Here is an 18531-nt window from a genome sequence, read left to right as displayed (position 1 = left end):
GATCACCGTTTGCTTTTGATGATGGTGCCCAGGCCTTGCAGATAGGCCACCAGCGCGTCCATTTCAGTCTTGCCCTTGACGGCATCCCGGGCACCGGCGATGTCTTCGTCGGTGTAGGGAACGCCCAGGGAGCGCAGGACTTCCATTTTCTTGGCGGTGTCTTTGCCGTCGAGCTTGTTTTCTACGAGGAACGGGTAGGCCGGCATTTTCGACTCAGGCACGACGTTGCGCGGGTTGTACAAGTGCGCACGCTGCCAGTCGTCGGAGTAGCGGCCGCCAACACGGGCCAGGTCCGGACCGGTACGCTTGGAACCCCACAGGAACGGATGGTCCCAGACGCTTTCGCCGGCGACCGAGTAGTGGCCGTAGCGTTCGGTCTCGGCGCGGAACGGACGGATCATCTGCGAGTGGCAGCCGACACAACCGTTGGCGATGTAGACGTCGCGCCCTTCCAGTTCAAGGGCGGTGCGTGGCTTCATGCCTTCGACCGGCTTGTTGGTCACGTCCTGGAAGAACAGCGGAACGATCTGGGTCAGGCCGCCGATGCTCACGGCGATGACCATGAAGAAGGCCAGCAGGCCGATATTCTTCTCTACTGCTTCGTGCTTCATCAGTGAGCTCCAACTACGGCGATCTTGGCGGCGGCTTCAGCTTCAGCCGGGTCAGAGGCACGAACGGTGCGATACACGTTGTAGGCCATGAGCAGCATGCCGCTGGCGAAGAACGCGCCGCCCAGGGCACGGACAATGAAGCCCGGGTGGCTGGCTTGCAGCGCTTCGACGAACGAGTAGGTGAGGGTGCCGTCGTCGTTGATGGCGCGCCACATCAGGCCCTGGGTGATGCCGTTGACCCACATCGAGGCGATGTAGAGCACGGTGCCGATGGTCGCGAGCCAGAAGTGCGCGTTGATCAGGCCGGTGCTGTGCATCTGCGTGCGGCCGAACAGTTTCGGGATCATGTGGTAGATGGCGCCGATGGAAATCATCGCGACCCAGCCGAGTGCACCGGCGTGTACGTGGCCGATGGTCCAGTCGGTGTAGTGGCTCAGGGAGTTGACGGTCTTGATGGCCATCATCGGGCCTTCGAAGGTCGACATGCCATAGAACGCCAGCGATACCACAAGGAAGCGCAGGATCGGGTCGGTGCGCAGCTTATGCCAGGCGCCCGACAGGGTCATCATGCCGTTGATCATGCCGCCCCAGCTTGGCGCCAGCAGGATGATCGACATCGCCATGCCCAGCGACTGTGCCCAGTCCGGCAACGCGGTGTAGTGCAGGTGGTGCGGACCGGCCCAGATGTACAGGGTGATCAACGCCCAGAAGTGCACGATGGACAGGCGATAGGAGTAGATCGGACGCTCGGCCTGTTTCGGCACGAAGTAGTACATCATCCCCAAAAAGCCGGTAGTCAGGAAGAAGCCCACGGCGTTGTGGCCGTACCACCACTGGATCATCGCGTCGGTCGCGCCCGAATAGGCGGAATACGACTTGAAGAAGCTGACCGGCAGGGATGCGTGGTTGACGATGTGAAGCATGGCCGTCACGACGATGAAGGCACCGTAGAACCAGTTGCCGACATAGATGTGCTTGGTCTTGCGCTTGACGATCGTGCCAAAGAACACCAAACCGTAGGTCACCCAGACGATCGCCAGCAGGATAGCCAGGGGCCATTCCAGTTCCGCGTATTCCTTGGTGGTGGTGAAACCCATTGGCAAGGTCACGATCGCGCCGACGATCACCGCTTGCCAACCCCAGAAGGTGAAGGCGGCGAGGCTGTCGGAAATCAGTCGCGTCTGGCAGGTTCGCTGCACGACATAGTAAGAAGTGGCAAACAACGCACAACCACCGAAGGCGAAGATCACCAGGTTGGTGTGCAGCGGGCGCAGGCGTCCAAATGTCGTCCATGGCAGATCGAAGTTCAACTCCGGCCAGACCAGTTGCGAGGCGATGAAGACACCGAGCCCCATGCCAAGGATCCCCCAGACCACCGTCATGATGGCGAACTGGCGGACTACCTTATAGTTATAAGCAGTCGGACTGATTGCTGTGCTCATTCTAAGGTTCCACGGTTTGGGTGTTTTATTAGGATAAAAATCGGTCGCAAGTATGGAGAAAGCGGGGGGTCATTGCAACGCGCCATGACCTGGGTCAATGCTTTCCAAAGCTGATTCTGCGGCCTTTCCATGTTCTGTGTAGGGACAAAATTGGCCCACGGCAAAATGTCGCGACAAAGGAAGGAGGCGAGGGGGTCAGGTCGGTTGTAACGGGGTGTGTTCAAACACGACGTTCGGGGGATGCCAGGCAACTGTCGCAATAGCCGGTATTCACCTGCGTTTGCGGCCTTTTGAACGAACGATTGTCGAACGCATCGGGTCGGATCGACCTGAAACCGGCAGTCGCCAGTGCACGCAAAGGCAAGCTTAGACCCGATTCCAGAGAACCGAAAGGAAGACTATGGGAGGGGTGCGACAATGCGTCGCGCAGGGGTACGAAACAGCCGCTTGCGGATGAAAGCGGCTGTTCGTGTGGTCAGGATTTATTCGCTTTTGTTTTCGGCTTGCAGGCGCTCGGTACCGGCGCCGTGGGACAGGCTGTAGACGTAAGCGGCGAGCAGTTGCACCTTGTCATTGCCGAGCAGTTCATTCTGCGCAGGCATATGGCCCTGGCGGCCATGGCGAATGGTCTGTTGCAGTTGGGCCAGGCTGGTGCCATAGATGAAGCCGGCCGGTTGCGTCAGGTTTGGCGCGCCCATGGCTTCGGTGCCCTGGCCGTTGGCACCGTGGCAGGCGACGCAAGTGGCGTTGAACGCTTGCTGGCCGGCTTGCAGGTCGGCACCGCTGTCGGCAGGCAAGGGCAGGCCGGCCAGATCGTGACGTACATAGGCCGCAACGTTCTTGACCCCGGCGTCTCCCAGCACTTCGCCCCAGGCCGGCATCGCCGCCATGCGACCCCCCATGATGGTCGCCTTGATGGTCTCGGCATTACCGCCCCAGCGCCAGGTACTGTCAGCCAGGTTCGGGAAGCCGAAGGCGCCCTTGGCGTCCGAGCCATGGCAGACCGAGCAGTTGGATGCGAACAAGCGGCTGCCCATTTTCAAGGCCTGCGGATCCTTGGCGACTTCTTCCACCGGCATCGCCGAGAACTTGGCGAAGATCGGCCCGAACCTGGCGTCGGCCTTGGCCATTTCCTTTTCCCATTCGTGGGCGCCGGTCCAACCATTTTCATAGCCGGGCAGGATCCCTTTCCAGTTGCCCAGGCCTGGGTAGAGGACCAGGTAGCCGACAGAAAATACCAGGGTGCCGGCAAACAGCAGGAACCACCATTGTGGCAGCGGGTTGTCGTATTCCTCGATGCCATCGAAGCTGTGGCCCATGGTCTGGTCGACGCTACCCTTGGTCTCGCCCTTGCGGGTGCCGATCAGCAGCCAGGTCAGGCCGATGAGGCTGCCAATGGTCAGTACGCAGATCCACGTACTCCAGAAAGTGGTCATGGCCGGGTACTCCTTGGTGCAGGGTCTTGGGGGGTCATGTCAGCAGGCGGTTCGTCGGCGAACGGCAGCAGGCGTGCCTGGGCGAATTCCGGGCCGCGCTTGCTGCTGAACACCCACAGGACCAGGCCGATGAAGGCGATGAACACCACGACGGTGCCCAGGCCGCGGATCATTCCAGTACTCATTTCAAACACCATGGCTCACCTCTTGCTCTTGATGGCAGTGCCGAGCACTTGCAGGTAGGCCACCAGCGCGTCCATTTCGGTCTTGCCCTTGAGCGAGGCCACGCTGCCCGCGATATCGTCATCGGTGTACGGCACGCCGAGGGTGCGCATGGCGCGCAGCTTGCCTTCGGTGTGGCTGCTGTCGACCGCTTGGGTGACCAACCATGGGTAGGCCGGCATTTTCGACTCGGGCACGACGTTGCGCGGGTTGTACAAGTGGGCGCGATGCCAGTCATCGGAGTAGCGCGCGCCGACGCGGGCCAGGTCCGGGCCGGTGCGCTTGGAGCCCCACAGGAACGGGTGATCCCAGACGCTTTCACCGGCCACCGAGTAGTGGCCATAACGTTCGGTCTCGGCGCGAAACGGACGGATCATCTGCGAGTGGCAGCCGACGCAGCCTTCACGGATGTAGATGTCGCGGCCTTCCAATTGCAGGGCGGTGTAGGGCTTCATGCCATCCACCGGCTTGTTGGTCACGTCCTGGAAGAACAGCGGCACGATCTGGGTCAGGCCGCCGATGCTCACGGCCAGGACCATCAACAGCATCAGCAGGCCGACGTTTTTTTCGATTGTTTCGTGTTTCATGGCGGACTCCTCAGGCCATCTGCGCGGCAGCGGCGGCTTCGGCAGGCTGGTAGGCCCGCACGGTGCGCCAGGTGTTGTAGGCCATCAGCAGCATGCCGAGGAGGAAAATCGCCCCACCCGCCAGCCGCACGATGAAGCCAGGGTGGCTGGCCACCAGGGTTTCGACGAAGGAGTAAGTGAGCGTGCCGTCCTCGTTCACTGCACGCCACATCAGGCCCTGGGCGATGCCGTTGACCCACATCGAGGCGATGTAGAGCACGGTGCCGATGGTCGCGAGCCAGAAATGCGCGTTGATCAGGCCGATGCTGTGCATCTGCGTGCGACCGAAGACCTTCGGAATCATGTGGTACAGCGCACCGATGGAAATCATCGCCACCCAGCCGAGCGCGCCGGCGTGTACGTGGCCGATGGTCCAGTCGGTGTAGTGGGAGAGGGCGTTGACGGTCTTGATCGCCATCATCGGACCTTCGAAGGTCGACATGCCGTAGAACGCCAGGGACACCACCAGGAACCGCAGGATCGGGTCGCTGCGCAACTTATGCCAGGCGCCCGAGAGGGTCATCATGCCGTTGATCATGCCGCCCCAGCTCGGCGCCAGCAGGATCAGCGACATCACCATGCCCAACGACTGCGCCCAATCCGGCAGCGCGGTGTAGTGCAGGTGGTGCGGGCCGGCCCAGATGTACAGGGTGATCAGTGCCCAGAAGTGCACGATGGACAGGCGATAGGAATACACCGGACGTTCGGCCTGTTTCGGCACGAAGTAATACATCATCCCCAGGAAGCCTGCGGTGAGGAAGAAGCCCACGGCGTTATGACCGTACCACCATTGCACCATCGCATCCGTAGCCCCGGCGTACACCGAGTAGGATTTGGTGAAGCTCACCGGCAGTTCCAGGTTGTTGACGATGTGCAGGATCGCCACAGTCAGGATGAACCCGCCGAAGAACCAGTTACCGACGTAGATGTGCTTGGTGTTGCGCTTGGCCACGGTGCCGAAGAACACGATGGCGTAGGCCACCCAGACGATGGTGATCAGGATGTCGATCGGCCATTCCAGTTCGGCGTACTCCTTGGAACTGGTGTAGCCCAGCGGCAGGCTGATGGCCGCCAGCAGGATCACCAGTTGCCAGCCCCAGAAGCAGAACGCGGCGAGTTTCGGCGCAAACAGCTGGGTCTGGCAGGTGCGTTGCACCGAGTAGAACGAACTGGCGAACAGGGCGCAGCCACCGAAGGCGAAGATCACCGCGTTGGTGTGCAGCGGACGCAGGCGGCCGAAGCTGGTCCAGGGCAAATCGAAATTGAGCTGTGGCCAGACCAATTGGGCGGCGAGAAAAACCCCGAGCCCCATGCCGACGATGCCCCACACCACCGTCATAATGGCGAATTGGCGGACCACCTTGTAGTTGTAGGCGGTACTGATAGAAGTGTTCATGGTTCCCCATCCACGGTTCAGCCGAAGTAGCGCCTGCGCAAGGCAGTGCGGCGTTCTTCGCCTGGAGTTATAGGCAGACTAAAAGCGAGGCAAGCATGGACAAACAGCACAAGGCCAGTATTGACGGGGATCAATGGGCGCGATGTGTGGCCGATCACGGCTGGTTATGGACAGCCGCGAAACCGGACGCCGGCGCCGAGCCGCCGACCTTGATCCTGGCCCATGGTGCCGGTGCGCCGATGGACAGCGGATTCATGGAAGAAATGGCCGCGCGCCTTGCCGCGCATGGCGTCAATGTGTTGCGTTTCGAGTTTCCCTACATGGCCCAGCGGCGCCTGGACGGGGGTAGACGTCCACCCAATCCCGCACCGAAATTGTTGGAATGTTGGCGAGAGGTGTACGCCACGGTGCGGCCTTATGTCGCTGGGCGGCTGGCCATTGGCGGCAAATCCATGGGCGGGCGCATGGCGAGCCTGCTGGCCGATGAGCTGGGCACCGATGCGCTGGTGTGCCTGGGCTATCCGTTCTACGCGGTGGGCAAGCCGGAGAAACCGCGGGTCGAGCACCTGGCCGGATTGAAGACTCGAACCTTGATCGTTCAGGGTGAGCGGGATGCGTTGGGTAATCGGGAGGCGGTCGGAGCCTATGGGCTATCGCCAAGTATCGAGGTGTCATGGCTGGAGGCAGGGGATCATGACCTGAAGCCATTGAAGGCTTCAGGGTTCAGTCATGAGGCGCATCTGGAGACGGCGGCGCGGCGAGTGGCCGGGTTTCTGGTTCAAGATTGATAGCGGCCTGTCCGCCAATAAAAAACCCGGAAGCTCTCGCTGTCCGGGTTTTTTGTTTGCAGGCTGCAGTCAGCGGTTAAACCGCTCCACCAACGAATATTGCGTGTTGGCCGTGCGGGTCAGTTCCTCGCTGAGCAGCGCCGAGCTGTGGGCCTGGCCCGAGGTCTGGTCGGCCAGTTCCGAAATGTTGCTGATGTTGCGGCTGATTTCTTCCGCCACCGAACTCTGCTCCTCGGTCGCCGCGGCGATCTGGGTGGTCATGTCGGTGATGTGGGCAACCGCTTCGCTGATGCCCACCAGTGCCTGGTCCGCTTCCATGACCCGCGCCACGCCTTCTTCGGCCTGGCGATGACCGGCATCCATGGTCTGCACGGCATTGTTGGCGGTCTGTTGCAGCTTGGCGATCAGGGCATGGATCTGCCCGGTGGATTCACTGGTGCGTTGCGCCAGTTGCCGAACTTCGTCAGCCACCACGGCAAAGCCGCGGCCCATCTCGCCGGCGCGGGCCGCTTCGATGGCGGCGTTGAGGGCCAGCAGGTTGGTCTGGTCGGCGATGCCCTTGATCACATCGACTACGCCACCGATCTCATCGCTGTCCTTGGCCAACTGAGTCACGGTCTGCCCGGTTTCCCCCACGACGACCGACAGGCGCTCGATGGCCTCGCGGGTTTCTCCGGCGATGTCGCGACCACGGCCGGTCAGGCGATTGGCCTCCTGGGTGGCATCGGCGGTGCGTTGCACGTGGCTGGCGACCTCCTGCGTGGTGGCAGCCATCTGGTTGACGGCAGTGGCGACTTGTTCGGTCTCCACCCGCTGGCGTTCCAGGCCGCTGGAGCTGTCGTGCGCCAGGGAGTTGGACTGCCGGGCTTGCGCGTTGAGGTGCTCGGCAGTGTCCTGCAGGCGGGTCAGGCAGGTTTTCAGGCGAGCTTCCTGGCTGAGGATCGACATCTCCAGGCGCGCCTGGACGCCACGGCTGTCGGTGTACATCCGCGCGATCAACGGGTCCGAGGTGGTTTGCTCGGCCAAGCGCAGCAGGCGCTTGATTCCGCGTTGCTGCCACTGCAGGCCCATCAGCCCCAACGGCACCGAGAGCAGGGCTGCGAGGGCAAAGCCCCAGGAAGAGTTGAGGAACGCACCGACAACGAAACTCAACTGGCTGACCAGGATGAACGGCAGCCAATCCTGCAGGATCGGCACCCACTTATCGCTGCTCGGCACCGCCGCCTTGCCGTCATTGATGCGCTTGTAGAGGGCTTCGGCCCGGGTAATCTGCTCGGCGGTGGGTTTGACCCGTACCGACTCATAGCCAACGACCTGATTGCCTTCGAATACCGGCGTGACGTAGGCGTTGACCCAGTAATGATCGCCATTCTTGCTGCGATTCTTGACGATGCCCATCCATGGCAAGCCTTGTTTCAAGGTATTCCACATGTGGGCGAACACCGCTGACGGGACATCCGGATGGCGTACCAGGTTGTGTGGCGAATGGATCAGCTCTTCCTTGGAAAACCCGCTGATTTCAACGAATGCATCGTTGCAGTAGGTAATCACACCCTTGGTATTGGTGGTGGAAATCAATCGTTGCTGGGCCGGGAAGGTCCTTTCGCGTTGTGTAATCGGTTGGTTGTTACGCATGGTGTTGTAGTCCGCAAGGCTTTGAAAGGTTGTCGGCACCGTCAGCTTTTTGTTGAAATAATTCTTCCCGGCGGTATCACGCGAGCATCGGATAGGTAAATAGGGCGAAATGAAGCAGGTTCAGCCCAAAATGCGTGGCAATCGCCGCGCCCAGGCCGCCAAATCGGTAGGCCAGGCCGTAACCGATACCGGCCAGTCCCGACAGCAGCATCCATTCCCAACCGGCGCCGGCATGCACCAGGCCGAACACCAGCGAGGCCATTAGCAACGCGAGGTTGTCGCCATGGCGCAAATGTTTGAAGCGTCGGCTCAGGCCACCCTGAATGTAGCCACGAAACAGCGCTTCCTCCACCAACGTCACCAATAAAAGATTATTCAGTAGCCACAGCCAGGCTTGGTCCGGCCATTTCGGTGCCCAATGGATCATGCCCAGCAGCAGGGCCCCGCCTAGTGCCATGACCGTGCTCAGGCACAAGCCGAGGGCCGTGGCGTAGGCGGACAAGCGAAACGGGCGCCGACCGACGATCCAGGGGCAGAACAGCAGGAGCCAGAAGCCGATCAGCGGTTTGTCCTGGTTCAGGTACATGGCGAACCGCACGGCATCTTCGGTAAAGCGTTGCGTCGCGATAGCCCTGCCATTGAAGAAGCCCGGCATCCAGTGCAGCGCCAGCGCGACCGCGAGCACGGCAAACAGGCAATGCCCGAGGAATTGTCCGACCGGGGTCTGCCGCTGCCGAACGGCGTACCCGGCGAATAACAATAGCGCGATCGAAATGACGGCTGTCCAGGCTAGGTGGCCATAGGCCAGGGCGAGGCCGTAACCGATCGATAGAAGGGCCAGGTATGGCCACGGTAGGGCGGGCATGTCGAATCCTTTGGGCTGGAAAACTGGCGAAGCTCGCAGAGCCGGCGGGGATTATAGGCAGGCGCCCAAAAAAACACCGCCCCATCTGAGGCGGTGTTTTCGTAGGACGCTTCTTTTTATCCTGCAATCAGTTGCCGTAGGACAAAGTGAAGGATCCCACCGGCCTTGAAATATTCCACTTCATTCAAGGTGTCGATGCGGCACAGCACTTCAATCCGCTCCTGGCTTCCGTCTTCCCGGGTAATCACCACGGGCAGGTTCATGCGCGGCGTCAGTTCGGTGTCGCTCAAGCCGAGGATGTCCAGGGTTTCCTTGCCGGTAAGGTTCAGGCTCTTGCGATTCTGATCGAGCTTGAATTGCAGCGGCAGCACGCCCATGCCCACCAGGTTGGAACGGTGGATACGCTCGAAACTCTCGGCGATCACCGCCTTGACCCCGAGCAGGTTCGTACCCTTGGCCGCCCAGTCCCGGCTCGAACCTGTGCCGTACTCCTGGCCCGCGATGACCACCAGGGGCGTGCCGCTAGCCTGATACAACATCGCGGCGTCATAGATCGACATGCGTTCGCCATTGGGGATGTATAGGGTATTGCCACCTTCCTCGCCGCCGAGCATTTCGTTGCGGATGCGGATATTGGCAAAGGTGCCCCGCATCATTACCTGGTGGTTGCCCCGCCGCGAGCCGTAGGAGTTGAAGTCCCGTGGCTCCACGCCCTGTTCGCGCAGGTAGCGGCCGGCCGGGCTGTCGGCCTTGATATTCCCGGCCGGGGAGATATGGTCGGTGGTCACCGAGTCTCCCAGCAGCGCGAGGACCCGCGCACCTTCGACATTCTTGACGACCGGTGGTGGCCCGCCAATGTCGTCGAAGAACGGTGGGTGCTGGATGTAGGTCGAGTCCGATTGCCAGACGTAGGTGGCGGCTTGTGGCACTTCGATCGCTTGCCATTGCTCGTCTCCGGCAAACACGGCGGCATATTCCTTATGGAACATGCTGGTGTCGACCTGGGCCACGGCGTCGGCCACTTCCTTGCTGCTCGGCCAGATGTCCCGGAGGTAGACCGGGTTGCCGTCGTGATCGTTACCCAGCGGTTCGCTGCTGATGTCGATGCGCACGGTACCGGCCAGGGCATAGGCGACGACCAGGGGCGGTGAGGCCAGCCAGTTGGTTTTCACCAAGGGATGCACCCGGCCCTCGAAGTTGCGGTTGCCCGACAGTACCGACGCCACGGTCAGGTCGGCTTTCTGGATGGCTTTCTCAATCGGGTCTGGCAGCGGACCTGAGTTGCCGATACAGGTCGTGCAACCGTAGCCCACCAGGTCGAAACCGAGCTTGTCGAGGTATTCGGTCAGGCCGGCGGCATTATAGTAGTCGGTCACCACTTTCGAGCCCGGCGCCAGGGAACTCTTCACCCAGGGTTTGCGAGCCAGGCCTTTTTCCACGGCTTTCTTGGCCAGCAATCCGGCGGCCATCATCACACTGGGGTTAGAGGTGTTGGTGCAGGACGTAATTGCCGCGATGACCACGGCGCCGTTTTTCAGGCGATGGGTATGGCCTTCGAATTCATATTCCGCTTCGCCCACCTGGTCGGCATTGCCCACTGCGACACCGCCGCCGCCTTCGCTTTCCAGGCGACCTTCTTCTTTGCTGGTGGGCTTGATTTGCAGGCCGAGGAAGTCACTGAAGGCCTGGCCGACATTCGGCAGCGAGACCCGGTCCTGAGGACGCTTGGGGCCGGCGAGGCTGGCTTCGACGCTGCCCATGTCCAATTCCAGCGTGTCAGTAAATACCGGTTCCTGACCGGGCAGGCGCCACAGCCCTTGGGCCTTGCAGTAGGCTTCCACCAGTTTTACGGTTTCCGTCGGCCGGCCGGACAGGCGCAGGTAGCCCAACGTCACATCGTCTACGGGGAAAAAGCCACAAGTGGCGCCGTATTCCGGGGCCATGTTGGCAATGGTGGCACGGTCGGCCAGCGGCAGGTCGGCAAGGCCGTCGCCATAGAACTCGACGAATTTGCCCACCACGCCCTTCTTGCGCAGCATCTGCGTGACGGTCAGCACCAGGTCGGTGGCGGTGATGCCTTCGCGCAGCTTGCCGACGAGTTTGAAGCCAATGACTTCGGGGATCAGCATCGACACCGGTTGGCCGAGCATCGCCGCTTCCGCCTCGATCCCGCCGACGCCCCAGCCGAGCACGCCCAGGCCGTTGATCATGGTGGTGTGGGAGTCGGTGCCCACCAGGGTGTCGGGGAAGGCGTAGGTGCGGCCGTCTTCCTCTTTGGTCCAGACGGTGCGGCCCAGGTATTCGAGGTTGACCTGGTGGCAGATGCCGGTGCCTGGCGGCACTACGCTGAAATTGTCGAAGGCGCTCTGGCCCCAGCGCAGGAAAGCGTAGCGCTCGCCGTTGCGCTGCATTTCGATGTCGACGTTCTGTTCGAATGCCTGTCGGCTGGCGAACTTGTCCACCATCACCGAGTGGTCGATCACCAGGTCTACCGGTGACAACGGGTTGATCCGCTGGGGATCGCCACCGGCTTTTTCCACGGCTGCGCGCATGGCGGCCAGGTCGACCACGGCAGGGACGCCAGTGAAGTCTTGCATCAACACCCGTGCCGGGCGGTATTGAATCTCGCGGTCGGAGCGGCGCTCCTTGAGCCAACCGGCCACAGCCTTGAGGTCGGCACCGGTGACGGTTTTTTCATCTTCCCAGCGCAGCAGGTTTTCCAGCAGCACCTTCAACGACATCGGCAGCTTGTCCAGGTCACCGAGGCTTCGGGCGGCATCCGGCAAGCTGAAGTAGTGGTAGGTCCTGGCGTCGACTTGCAGTGTTTTAAGGGTTTTCAGGCTATCGAGGGACGGCATTGAAATCACTCCTTTGAGTCCGCACGGCTACGGACTGACGGAACGGACAGAGCCTTTAACCTAGCCCTGTTTTGAGCGTATGACTAATCACTGGACTCTATGGGCAGGTTCGCGGTTCCGAACTCCGCTATCATGCGCCGGTTTTCGTGACAGGCTTTGCTACGGAGTTTCAATGAACACGCTTTTTATGCACTGCCGGCCGGGCTTCGAAGGCGAGGTCTGTTCCGAGATCGCCGAACACGCGGCTCGGCTCAACGTGGCCGGCTATGCCAAGGCCAAGCCGGCCAGCGCTTGCGCCGAATTTGTCTGTACTGAAGAGGACGGCGCCGAGCGGCTGATGCGTGGGCAGCGTTTTGCCGAGCTGATCTTCCCGCGCCAGTGGGCCCGCGGCACGTTCATCGAGTTGCCGGAAACCGACCGGATCAGCGTGATCCTGGCTCAGATGGCCGCCTTCCCGACGTGCGGCAGCCTGTGGCTGGAAGTGGTCGATACGAATGACGGCAAGGAACTGTCGAATTTCTGCAAGAAATTCGAAGGCCCGCTGCGCAAGGCCTTGAGTGGGGCCGGCAAGCTGGTGGACGACCCGCGCAAGCCACGGCTGTTGCTGACCTTCAAGAGTGGCCGCGAAGTGTTCCTGGGCCTGGCGGAGGCGGATAACTCGGCGATGTGGCCGATGGGCATCCCACGCCTGAAGTTCCCCCGGGAAGCACCGAGCCGCTCGACACTGAAGCTCGAAGAAGCCTGGCACCATTTCATCCCTCGGGACCAGTGGGACGAACGCCTGCACAGCGACATGACCGGTGTGGACCTCGGTGCCGCGCCGGGTGGTTGGACCTGGCAACTGGTCAACCGTGGCATGTTGGTGACGGCCATCGACAACGGCCCGATGGCCGAAAGCCTGATGGACACCGGCCTGGTGCAGCACTTGATGGCGGACGGCTTCACGTTCAAGCCCAAGCAGCCTGTGGACTGGATGGTTTGTGACATCGTCGAGAAACCGGCGCGCAACGCAGCGATGCTGGAAGAATGGATTGGCGAAGGTCATTGCCGCGAGGCCGTGGTCAACCTCAAGTTACCGATGAAGCAGCGTTACGCCGAGGTGAAACGCCTGCTCGAGCGCATCGCCGACGGGTTCAAGGCGCGTGGCATCCAGGTCGAGATCGGTTGCAAGCAGCTGTACCACGACCGTGAAGAAGTGACCTGTCATTTGCGGCGGTTGGACGCTAAAAAGCCGAAGTCCCGCTGAAACCGCGCCGGGGCTTTTGTGGCAAGGGACCAAGCTCCCTCGCCGCAGGGCTGATGTACATTTGTTAAGCGCGCCGACATTGCGCGACAATGCCGGCCGGTTCCAGGAGTAGAACATGAGTGAAATGAACGACACGCCGGTGGACGGCACGCTGGACGCAACGGGCCTCAATTGCCCGGAGCCGGTGATGATGCTGCACCAGCACATTCGCGACCTGGCCCCCGGTGGCCTGCTGAAAGTCATCGCCACCGATCCCTCGACGCGCCGCGACATTCCCAAGTTTTGCGTGTTCCTGGACCACGAACTCGTGGCCCAGCAAGAAGAGGCGGGCACTTACCTCTACTGGATCCGCAAAAAACTCGCCTAACCCGGCGAGCGACTCATGCGGATCTGCCCGCGCGCGCTGCGTGCCAGGCGAATCGACAGCATCAGCGCGGCGCAGCTCAAGCCCACGATCAAGCCTTGCCACAACCCGCTCGGGCCGCTGGCGGTGCCGAGCCAGTCGGTCAAGCCCAGGGCGTAACCCACGGGCAAGCCGATGCCCCAATACGCGAACAGTGTCAGGATCATCGTCACCCGGGTGTCCTGGTAGCCGCGCAATGCGCCCGCCGCCGTGACCTGGATCGCGTCGGAGAACTGGAACAGCGCCGCGTAGACGATCAGCATCGATGCCACTTCGATCACCCGCGGATCGGCGGTGTAGATCGCTGCGATAGGCCCGCGCAACGCGAACATCAGGCTCGCCGACAGGCAGGCGTACGCCAGCGCGGTGCCCATGCCGACTCCGGCGGCGAAGCGCGCCTCCCGAGGCTGGCCGCGTCCAAGCGCCTGGCCCACTCGTACCGTCACGGCCATGCCCAGGGAGTAGGGGATCATGAATACCAGCGAGCTGAAGTTCAGCGCGATTTGATGCCCGGCCACCACCGTGGCGCCGAGGCTGCCGATCAGCAGGGCGATCACCGCGAAGATGCTCGATTCGGCAAACACCGCGATGCCGATCGGCAGGCCGATGCCCAGCAGGCGCTTGATCATCGACCATTGCGGCCAGTCGAAACGAGTGAACAAGCGGCTCGATTGATAGATCGGGGCCCGGTATGTCCAGACCGCCATGCCCGCCGCCATGAACCACATCACGATGGCCGTTGCCCAGCCGCAGCCGACCCCGCCCATGGCCGGGACGCCCAGATGTCCATAGATGAAGATGTAGTTGAGCGGAATGTTCAGCGCCAGTCCGCACAGCCCCAGCACCATCGCCGGTCGCGTACGCCCCAAGCCGTCGCTGAAGCAGCGCAGCACATAATAGAGCGCCACCGCTGGCAGGCCTGTGCCGATGCCCCGCAGGTATTCCATGCACGGGCCGATCAGCTCAGGATCGACCTTCATGATGTGCAGGATCGGCTCGGCGCTGAACAGCGCCAGGGTCGCGATCAGTCCCACCGCGAGGGCGAGCCACAATGCCTGGCGCACCAAGGGGCCGATCTGTTCAAACGTGCCGGCGCCGAAACGCTGGGCAACTTTTGGTGTGGTGGCGAGCAGTGTGCCGGTCATCAGCAGGAACACCGGCACCCAGATGGAGTTGCCCAGCGCCACTGCAGCGAGGTCCCGCGGGCCGACCCGGCCGGCCATCACCGCATCGACAAAGCCCATGGCAGTGGTCGCCAATTGCGCCACCATGATCGGCAAGGCGAGGGCGAGCAACGTCTTGAGCTCCAGGCGAACCCGGGCCGGGCGGGAGAGGGCGGAGGGGGTGTCAATCACGGGATTCACAGGGCAAGCATCCGAAAAGATAAACGCAAGGCGGCGAATTCTACGCCTTGACGCAGTGGTCAGGAAAAAACCTGTGTTGTGGATTTGTAATCGCGCCAGGTGATGCGCAGGCCCAGCGGAACGCCTACACTGCCCATCCCGCCAAAGGAGCTTCGCCATGCTGATCGTCGCCGACGAAAACATCCCCCTGCTCGATGCATTTTTCCAAGGTTTCGGTGAAATCCGCCGGGTGCCGGGGCGTGGCATCGACCGGGCATTGGTCGAGCAGGCCGATGTGTTGCTGGTGCGTTCGGTCAGCCAGGTCAATCGAGCGCTGCTGGAAGGCAGCAAGGTGCGCTTCGTCGGCACCTGCACCATCGGCACCGATCACCTGGACCTGGACTATTTTGCCGAGGCCGGCATTCGCTGGGCCAGCGCGCCCGGCTGCAATGCCCGCGGCGTGGTGGATTACGTACTGGGCAGCCTCATGACCCTGGCGGAGATCGAAGGCGCGGATCTTGCTCAGCGCACGTTTGGCGTGGTTGGCGCGGGACAGGTGGGTGGGCGATTGATCGAGGTCCTCAAGGGCCTTGGCTGGACGGTAAAAGTCTGCGATCCGCCTCGCCAGGCTGCTGAAGGCGGCGACTACGTGGGCCTGGAGCAGATCATCGAGCAGTGCGACGTCATCAGCCTGCACACGCCATTGACCCGCGAAGGCGAGCAACCGACCTGGCACCTTTTTGATGAGCAACGTCTGAACAACCTCAAGCCTGGCACTTGGTTGATCAACGCCGCGCGCGGCCCGGTCATCGACAATTCGGCGCTGCGCGAGGTGCTGTTGGAGCGCGAAGACCTGCAGGCGGTCCTGGATGTCTGGGAACAGGAACCGACGGTGGACGTGGACCTGGCTGACCTGTGCGTCATCGCCACCCCGCACATCGCCGGCTACAGCCTGGACGGCCGCCAGCGCGGTACGGCGCAGATCTACCAGGCGTTGTGCGACTTCCTTGGGCGGCCCGCCGACGTCAGCCTGGCGGACCTGCTGCCCCGGCCCTGGCTCGCAGGCATCACCCTGGACGCCGATACCGACCCGGCCTGGGCGCTGGCGGCATTGTGCCGGAGCGTGTATGACCCACGCCGTGACGATGCGGATTTTCGCCGCAGCCTGATCGGCACGGTGAGCGAACAGCGCAGTGCTTTCGATGCGTTGCGCAAGCATTACCCGCCACGCCGGGAAATCGACAGTTTGAAGGTGCGTATCGAAGGACAATCGCCAGTCTTGCAAGGGATCGTGGCTGCCCTGGGTGCCACTGCCGTTTAAGCGGACAGGCTGAACAGGCATAAAAAACCCGACATCAAGGTCGGGTTCAATTGAAGACGGGCTGTATCACTTTTGTTCGGCAGGCTTGACCAGTCGTTTCTCCAGTTCACTGCAGGCCTTCTGGATCATGTCTTCGGTGATCGGGACTTCGCGGCCCTGAGCATCGATGAATGAACAGCCCAGGGACTGGTCCGGTTGGGTGCGGATCACTTGAATCTTGTCGTCGCTGCTGTGTTGCAAGGACATGGCCTGTCTCCTCATCAGGTTGCGTGCCTATCGTAATGTCGTCAGGTGACCGAGCCATGACACTCCTTGAAGGTTCATGACGACAACTCCACTCAACCAGAAACACACTCGCGTTTCCAGCCAGACGTTAGACCGATAACATCTAGGCGCTAGTCTGGGTGGTCATATTTAACCTGACTCATTCTGATTCCATTTTGTTCCGCTGCGTTTCGGTGCTGACGGCCGACCCATTTCCTGTTGCATTATCGGACACTCTCAATGCTTTCATCCCGACATCGCCGCGCCATACGCCTGGCCAGCGGCTTCATCGCTCCTTATCGCAAGCAGGTTGCCGGTGCGTTGCTGGCCCTGATCGTCACGGCGGGTATCACGTTGTCCATGGGTCAGGGGATCCGGCTGCTGGTGGACCAGGGCTTCATGACTCGCTCGCCGCACCTGCTCAACCAGTCCATTGGCTTGTTCATGATGCTGGTGGTGGGCTTGGCGATCGGTACGTTCGCGCGGTTCTACCTGGTGTCATGGATTGGCGAGCGGGTGGTGGCCGATATCCGGCGACAGGTGTTCAATCACTTGGTGTATCTGCATCCTGGCTTCTATGAAAACAACCGCAGTTCGGAAATCCAGTCGCGCCTGACCGCCGATACGACCTTGTTGCAATCGGTGATCGGCTCGTCGCTGTCGTTGTTCTTGCGCAACGCCTTGATGGTAGTTGGCGGGATTGTGCTGCTATTTATCACCAATCCCAAGCTGACCAGCATCGTGGTTGTTGCCCTGCCATTGGTGCTGGCGCCGATCCTGGTGTTTGGTCGCCGCGTGCGCAGCTTGTCGCGCCAGAGCCAGGATCGTATTGCCGACGTCGGCAGCTACGTTTCCGAAACCCTGGGCCAGATCAAGACCGTGCAGGCCTACAACCACCAGGTCCAGGATGAACAACGTTTTGCCATAACGGTGGAGCAGGCCTTCGACACTGCCCGCAAGCGCATCGCCCAGCGTGCCTGGTTGATCACGTTAGTGATCGTGCTGGTGCTGGGGGCGGTGGGGGTGATGCTCTGGGTCGGCGGCATGGATGTGATCGCCGGACGGATTTCCGGTGGTGAGCTGGCGGCGTTCGTGTTCTACAGCCTGATCGTCGGCAGCGCCTTCGGTACCCTCAGCGAGGTGATCGGCGAGCTGCAACGGGCTGCGGGCGCCGCAGAACGCATTGCCGAATTGCTGCGCTCGGAGAACATCATCCAACCGCCGGCTACGGGCCTGGTGAAGTTGCCAGAGCGGGTACGAGGTGACTTGCGCCTTGAAGGCGTGCGATTTGCCTATCCATCCCGGCCGGACAGCTATGCGGTCGATGGCCTCGACCTGAGTATCAAGGCCGGCGAGACCCTCGCCTTGGTCGGGCCCTCCGGTGCGGGCAAGTCAACGGTGTACGACTTGCTGTTGCGTTTCTACGATCCGCTGCAAGGACGGATCCTGATTGATGACGTGCCGTTGACCTCGGTCGATCCCTTGGACCTGCGTCGCCATTTCGCCCTGGTTTCACAAAACCCGGCGCTGTTTTTCGGCACGGTCGAAGAAAACCTCCGCTACGGCAATCCCGGCGCAACGTTCGAGCAAGTGCGCGAGGCCGCGCAAATTGCCCACGCCCATGACTTCATCGAGAAAATGCCTGACGGTTACCAGACCCACTTGGGCGATGGCGGCCTCGGATTGTCCGGCGGCCAGCGCCAACGCCTGGCGATCGCCCGGGCGCTGTTGGTGGACGCGCCGATCCTGCTGCTGGACGAAGCCACCAGCGCCCTCGATGCCCAAAGCGAACACTTGATCCAGCAAGCCTTGCCCAACCTAATGAAAAACCGCACCACCCTGGTCATTGCCCATCGCCTGGCCACGGTGAAGAACGCCGACCGGATCGCGGTGATGGACCAGGGCAAGGTGGTTGCGGTGGGTAGCCATCAGGCGTTGGTTGCGAGCAATGCGTTGTATGCGCGGTTGGCGGCGTTGCAGTTCAGTCAGCATGGCGAGGACGTTCATTGAGCCGGACGTGCTGAAATCCTGACGAGCCGAAACCCAATGCGGGAGCGACCGACCAAGTAGCCGAC

At 61.7% G+C, this 18531-nt stretch carries 16 protein-coding genes; 5 read left to right on the top strand and 11 right to left on the bottom strand.

Features of this window, described 5'->3' with window-relative positions; translation table 11 throughout:
* Positions 1-2: 2 nt before the first annotated feature.
* From ccoO (VQ575_RS17485) to ccoN (VQ575_RS17460), 6 genes are all read right to left on the bottom strand, one after another.
* Positions 3-611: a cytochrome-c oxidase, cbb3-type subunit II gene (ccoO, locus tag VQ575_RS17485; RefSeq protein ID WP_039589059.1), complete on the bottom strand. Its 609-nt coding sequence runs from the start codon at positions 609-611 to the stop codon at positions 3-5.
* Positions 611-2053 (bottom strand): cytochrome-c oxidase, cbb3-type subunit I, encoded by a 1443-nt coding sequence (gene ccoN, locus VQ575_RS17480; protein WP_039589060.1) that lies wholly within the window; start codon positions 2051-2053, stop codon positions 611-613. Before ccoN (VQ575_RS17480) ends, ccoO (VQ575_RS17485) begins: the two co-directional genes overlap by 1 nt.
* A gap of 482 nt (positions 2054-2535) precedes the next feature.
* On the bottom strand, positions 2536-3489 hold the full coding sequence (gene ccoP, locus VQ575_RS17475) for a cytochrome-c oxidase, cbb3-type subunit III (protein WP_039589061.1): 954 nt from the start codon (positions 3487-3489) through the stop codon (positions 2536-2538).
* Positions 3486-3686, bottom strand: a complete 201-nt coding sequence (locus VQ575_RS17470) for a cbb3-type cytochrome oxidase subunit 3 (protein WP_039589062.1) — start codon at positions 3684-3686, stop codon at positions 3486-3488. Before VQ575_RS17470 ends, ccoP begins: the two co-directional genes overlap by 4 nt.
* Before the next feature lie 3 nt (positions 3687-3689).
* Positions 3690-4298, bottom strand: coding sequence for a cytochrome-c oxidase, cbb3-type subunit II (gene ccoO, locus VQ575_RS17465; RefSeq protein WP_003183469.1), 609 nt, complete (start codon positions 4296-4298; stop codon positions 3690-3692).
* 10 nt (positions 4299-4308) lie between these two features.
* Positions 4309-5733, bottom strand: a complete 1425-nt coding sequence (gene ccoN / locus VQ575_RS17460) for a cytochrome-c oxidase, cbb3-type subunit I (protein ID WP_039589063.1) — start codon at positions 5731-5733, stop codon at positions 4309-4311.
* Between the two features lie 95 nt (positions 5734-5828).
* On the opposite strand from ccoN (VQ575_RS17460), the gene VQ575_RS17455 reads away from it, so the two are divergent.
* Positions 5829-6521: an alpha/beta family hydrolase gene (locus VQ575_RS17455; RefSeq protein ID WP_045156540.1), complete on the top strand. Its 693-nt coding sequence runs from the start codon at positions 5829-5831 to the stop codon at positions 6519-6521.
* Between the two features lie 69 nt (positions 6522-6590).
* Here the strand turns inward: VQ575_RS17455 and VQ575_RS17450 are convergent, their stop codons facing one another.
* The 3 genes from VQ575_RS17450 to acnA form a co-directional block, all read right to left on the bottom strand.
* Positions 6591-8156, bottom strand: coding sequence for a methyl-accepting chemotaxis protein (locus tag VQ575_RS17450; RefSeq protein ID WP_039589065.1), 1566 nt, complete (start codon positions 8154-8156; stop codon positions 6591-6593).
* Between the two features lie 76 nt (positions 8157-8232).
* A complete protein-coding gene (locus tag VQ575_RS17445) occupies positions 8233-9021 on the bottom strand; it encodes a CPBP family intramembrane glutamic endopeptidase (protein WP_039589066.1) in 789 nt (262 codons plus the stop codon).
* A gap of 116 nt (positions 9022-9137) precedes the next feature.
* Positions 9138-11879: an aconitate hydratase AcnA gene (gene acnA / locus VQ575_RS17440; protein WP_045156539.1), complete on the bottom strand. Its 2742-nt coding sequence runs from the start codon at positions 11877-11879 to the stop codon at positions 9138-9140.
* A 172-nt stretch (positions 11880-12051) separates the two neighbouring features.
* Here acnA and rlmM point away from each other — a divergent pair, with 172 nt between their 5' ends.
* Positions 12052-13125, top strand: a complete 1074-nt coding sequence (rlmM, locus tag VQ575_RS17435; protein WP_045156538.1) for a 23S rRNA (cytidine(2498)-2'-O)-methyltransferase RlmM — start codon at positions 12052-12054, stop codon at positions 13123-13125.
* A gap of 115 nt (positions 13126-13240) precedes the next feature.
* Positions 13241-13492 (top strand): sulfurtransferase TusA, encoded by a 252-nt coding sequence (gene tusA, locus VQ575_RS17430; RefSeq protein ID WP_003183455.1) that lies wholly within the window; start codon positions 13241-13243, stop codon positions 13490-13492.
* Here tusA and VQ575_RS17425 read toward each other — a convergent pair.
* Entirely contained in the window at positions 13489-14892 is a 1404-nt protein-coding gene (locus VQ575_RS17425) for an MATE family efflux transporter (protein ID WP_045156537.1), read from the bottom strand. The two genes, tusA and VQ575_RS17425, sit on opposite strands and share 4 nt — an antisense overlap.
* 157 nt (positions 14893-15049) lie before the next feature.
* Here VQ575_RS17425 and pdxB point away from each other — a divergent pair, with 157 nt between their 5' ends.
* Positions 15050-16192 (top strand): 4-phosphoerythronate dehydrogenase PdxB, encoded by a 1143-nt coding sequence (gene pdxB, locus VQ575_RS17420; RefSeq protein ID WP_325918107.1) that lies wholly within the window; start codon positions 15050-15052, stop codon positions 16190-16192.
* Positions 16193-16258: 66 nt separating this feature from the next.
* Here the strand turns inward: pdxB and VQ575_RS17415 are convergent, their stop codons facing one another.
* Positions 16259-16438, bottom strand: coding sequence for a PA1571 family protein (locus VQ575_RS17415; RefSeq protein WP_003199629.1), 180 nt, complete (start codon positions 16436-16438; stop codon positions 16259-16261).
* 258 nt (positions 16439-16696) lie between these two features.
* On the opposite strand from VQ575_RS17415, the gene VQ575_RS17410 reads away from it, so the two are divergent.
* Positions 16697-18466, top strand: a complete 1770-nt coding sequence (locus VQ575_RS17410; RefSeq protein ID WP_039589071.1) for an ABC transporter transmembrane domain-containing protein — start codon at positions 16697-16699, stop codon at positions 18464-18466.
* Positions 18467-18531: the final 65 nt, after the last annotated feature.

It is taken from the genome of Pseudomonas frederiksbergensis (genome assembly GCF_035751725.1).
Classification (GTDB): Bacteria; Pseudomonadota; Gammaproteobacteria; order Pseudomonadales; family Pseudomonadaceae; genus Aquipseudomonas; species Aquipseudomonas frederiksbergensis_A.
Note: the sequence above shows the minus strand (reverse complement) of the source record. Positions and strands in the feature narration are given on the sequence as shown.